This window comes from Streptomyces niveiscabiei (assembly GCF_001419795.1).
Lineage (GTDB): Bacteria > Actinomycetota > Actinomycetes > Streptomycetales > Streptomycetaceae > Streptomyces > Streptomyces niveiscabiei.
The window spans coordinates 1-4,438 of sequence record NZ_LIRL01000683.1; the positions used below are offsets into that span (position 1 = coordinate 1).

Genomic DNA, 4,438 nt, shown 5'->3' on the forward strand with positions numbered 1-4,438 from the left:
GCCGGGGCCGTAGACGCCGTTGGTGTTGGAGCGTTGGAAGACGGGGGTGGGGGACTTCGTCCAGGACGAGGAGGTGAGGGGGTCGCCTCCGGTGTAGGTGAGCATGCCCAGTTTGTAGTCCGGTGTTGAGCAGTGGCTCGCCGAGTAGACGATGAAGGTCCTGCCGTTGCGCTGGAGGACTTCCGCGCCTTCGTTGACCGCGCCGCCGACCGTTTCCCAGCTGTAGGTCGGGGTGGAGAGGATGCGGCGGGTGCCGCTCGCTGTCCAGGGGTTGGAGAGGGGGCGGATGAACATGGGCTGGGAGCCGTTGTAGAAGGTGCCCAACAGGTAGAGCTGGCCGTTGAGTTGGAGGATGCCGGGGTCCAGTTCCCAGGTGTTGTCCTGGGACGGGTCGAGGAGGTCGGCCTTGAAGGTGTACGGGCCCATGGGGTCGAGGCCCGCGCTCTCCAGGACGTGGATGCGCTGGGTGCCGAGGTCGAAGGGCTCGCGTCCGGCCGTGTAGTAGAAGTACCAGCGCTGGCCGTTGGGGCCGTTGAGGAGGTGGAACTCCGGGGCCCACATCGTGCCGGCGCCGTTGGGGCGGGTCAGGTTGAAGACGACCTGGTCGGCTGCGGTCGCGAGCCCGGCGAGGGTCGGCGACCTGCGCATGGTGACCGTGGAGTTCCATGTGGTCGTCGCCAGGTAGTAGTTGCCGTCGTAGTACGTCATCCAGGGGTCCGGACCCTGCTGCTTCAGCGGGTTCGTGAAGGTCCCCGGCGTGGACCCGCCCCCGTTGAAGCCGGGCAGCCGCCACACCCTCCCGGCCGTCGAACTGCACGGCAGCTGAACGAGGTTGGTGTTCGACGCCGACGAACCCCCGCTCGGCGCGACGCACTTGCCCGACCCCACCGACACCAGGGTGAACGTCTTGTCCGTCCCGCCCACCGCGACCGGCGCCAGCCGCCACTGCTGGTTGGTCCCGCCATGGCACGGCCACTGGATGACGGCCGCGTTGTCGGCGCTGGACGCGCCGTACACGTCCACGCACTGCCCGGACTGCGCGGTCACGGTGTAGACGTCACTCGCCCCGGCGACCGGCGTGTAGGTGAAGCTCTGGTTGGCGCCGGACGAACAGGAGAACGCCCTCAGCTGCGTCCCGTTGGCCGTCGAACTCCCTGGCAGATCCAGGCAGTTGCCGCCGTTCTGGTTGACGCCCGCCGACGTGAACGCCACGGCGGCGGACGCGGACCGCTGCGGCACCACCAGGAAGGCGACCGCCAGGGCGAGCAGCGCGAGAAGGGCTCGGTATCTGGTCATGGCCCGTACACCTTCGCTTCGAGAAGGCCGACCGAACTGCTGCCGGTACCGGTCAGCAGCACCCGCAGCCGGCTGGTGACCGTGGCGGTGAACGTCACGTGGTTGTACTGGTTCCTGGCGAGCGTGTACGCGCCGGCGCCCGGCACGTCGACGTACGAACTCCCGTTCCAGTACTGGAGTTTCCAGGCCGACGGCATGTCGATGCCCTGGTCGTCGTCGAAGAAGTACACGTCGGCCGAGTCGACCGTCCGCGCGGTCGGCCACGTCAACTCGGCCCACTGCTGGCCGGTTTCGGGCCAGGTGCCCCAGCGTGGATTCACCGTGTCGTTCGAGGACGGCGGATCGATCCCGTCGTTGACGGCCGCGACACTCTCCCAGGACGACGTGTACGAAGCGGACGCGGTCGCCGACAGCGCCTGGTTGGACGGCGGTTGGACGCCACCCCGGTTGAACACCTTCACCTCGGTGAGCCCGGTCTTCGCGCCGGACGCGTTGGTCGCGAGCACCCGGACGCGCTGAGCGCTCACCGCCGGGAACGTCACGAGGTTGTAGTTGGCGCGCGGCACCGAGGGACTCTTCGTCTGACTCGGCACGTCCACCCACGAACTGCCGTTGTGGTACTGGACGGTGTACGCCGACGGCGCCCGGTACGTCGTACTGGCCGGGCGGCTGTCCTTGAAGTACAGGCGTACCTCGTTGAGCGTGCGGGACGTCCCGAGGTTCAGCTCGTACCAGTCCTGCGCGTTCGGGGAACCGCCCGCACCCCAGAAGGGTTCGTTGGTGGGATACCCGTCGACGGCACCGGACGTCGCGCTGCCGGAACCGGTGTAGGAGGCCGAAGTGGTCGCGCCCGAGGCGAGGTTGGTGAGGTCGGCGGTCAGGTCGACGCCCGCCTTCGCGAGCATGTCGGTCATACGGGGGCTGTTCTGGACGACCTGGTTGGGCGCCTTCAGTCCGGCAACCGCCGTGTGATAGCTGACCGTTCCGCTCGTCGTCACGTCACCCGTCGCCGGGTCCCACGTGAACGGCACCAGCGAGTTCACGGTCGCCCCCCGGCTCCCGTCGATGAAGATCGAGTACCCCTCCGGGACCCCGGGATAGCGCACGACACCGTCGGCCGGGTCGTCCCACACGATCGTCAAGTCGGCACCCCGGTAACGCACGTTGTTGACCGTGAAGTGCGACCAGCCGATGTCGATCGGCGACAGCTCGACCTTCGCGTCGCCTCGCGGACGCAGACCCGCCACGTCCTCGATGACGGTCCAGTTGCTGCTGCCGAGGATGTTGTGGTGGATCCAGGAGCGGTAGGTGATCGCGTTGCCGTTCCAGTCGGCCCAGAACTCGTTGGCGTCCGGCCACTGGGTGTTGCCGTTGACGTACTGCGCCCACGTGTTCCAGTACAGGAGCTTCTTGTAGTCCGTCGCGTTCATCCAGGAGTTGGGATAGTTGCGCAGGACCGAGGAGTAAAGCCTGAACTGGACCGTGGAGTTGATGGTCGAGAAGTTGTTGGAGCCCGGCTGGCCCGCGTCGGCCGCCGCCTTCTTGTCGACCTGGTTCGCGGTGTAGAAGGGGAACACCGGGTACTGCGCGGGGTCGTCGTACAGGCGCAGCGCCTGGCGGTAGGTCGCTGTGTTGGGGATCGCGCCGACCGAGAACGGGTAGTAGTTGTTGATCTCCTTCCACGGCACCCACTCGTTCGTGGACTTCAGCCGGTGCTCGAAGAGCTGGCGGTTCGGGTTCCACAGGACGTTGACGATGGCGTCCTTGATCTGGCCCGCCAGGGTCCGCATCTCGGCGGCCTTGGCGGTGTTGCCGGTCGCGTCGTACGCCTGCGCCGCCGCCAGCGCGCCGCTGTACTGGTAGGCGGACTCGGCGCGGTCCATGGCGCCGGGCTTCCAGTGGAAGGAGACGGCGTCCGCGTCGTTGCCGGTCAGCGCCCCCCAGTCGTACTCGATCAGCTTGTTGTTGTCGTGGTCGTAGTAGGCGAGTTGGCCCTTCACGTCGCCCTCGGCGTAGTGCGCGAGGTTCGCCGCGATGCCGGGCTGGCCGCCGTGGAGCTGGTAACTGCGCCACGCCGCCTCGGCGATGTACTGCGTGTAGCTGTTGGACCAGTTCTCCGGGTCGCCCGGGTTGTCCAGGAACCGTCCGCCCTTGGAGACTTGACCGACGCTCAGCCAGTCACCGTACGCATAGGCCGGGTCCCGCAGGTACTTGAGGTCGTCGATGTGCATCGGCTGGGTCAGCGCGATCGCGTTGTTGTAGCCGAGGACGCCCTCGGTCGACGTCGGGAACTGGAAGGTCTGGCCCGGGATGTCGGCGTCCAGGTTGTTGAAGCGCATCAGCCACCAGCGGTAGTAGATGTTCTTCTTGATCGCCGGTTCGGGTACGTCGATGTAGGGCACGTTCTTCGCCCACCACTGGTTGTAGGCGCGCACGTGCGTCGCGAACGCGGTGTCCGGGGTGTATCCGGCGTACGCGGTGTACTCGCTCAGCGAGGCCGGGATCTCGTCGGTGACGAAGCCCATCACGACCTTCACGGTCGTCGTCGCGCCCGCCGCGATGGTCACCGAGCGGTTCAGGCCGCCGCCGGTCGCGGTGAACCCGTCGCCGGTCAGGCGGGGTCTGATCGTCGTGAGGTTGTTGTACGCGCCGACCTGGCCCGTGAGTTCACCGCCGCTGCCGGTCGTCGCGTACGGGGAGGTCGCGCGGAGTTGGAGTGTCGTCGACGCGGTGCCGTTGTTCCTGATCGCGAGGTTCGTCACGGCGACGTTGTCGTCCGTGATGAACTTGGTCTGCGTGACCGTCGTCGAGCCGCCCGTGTGCACGCTCCTCCAGTGACTCGGCGTCTGGCGGCGCTGGTTGACCTGCTCGGTGAAGGTGCCCGGGGTGATCGCGACCGTGTAGGCGTTGTTGTTGCTGATGCTCTCCCAGTAGGCGACCTGCCCGCCGAAACCGAGCGCGGCCGGGTTGTGGGTCTTCATGAACAGGGCCCGGCCCCGGCTCATCAGCCAAGGGCCCGCCGGGTCGTCGCCGGTACGGGCGAGGAGGCGGTCCATCCAGAAGTCGGTGCCCGAACTCTCCGCGTCGTACACGGACTTCATCATGTCGCCGGTCGTGTAGCCGACCGGCGACATGATGAAGT

At 67.3% G+C, this 4,438-nt stretch carries 2 protein-coding genes; both read right to left on the reverse strand.

Features of this window, described 5'->3' with window-relative positions:
• Positions 1-1,296, reverse strand: a 1,296-nt coding sequence (locus AOK24_RS30455) for a family 43 glycosylhydrolase (RefSeq protein WP_055723260.1), incomplete at its 3' end; no start/stop codon positions are given.
• Positions 1,293-4,438: discoidin domain-containing protein (locus tag AOK24_RS30460; protein WP_055723261.1), on the reverse strand; the 3,146-nt coding region annotated here is incomplete at its 5' end. The genes AOK24_RS30460 and AOK24_RS30455, both read right to left, overlap by 4 nt.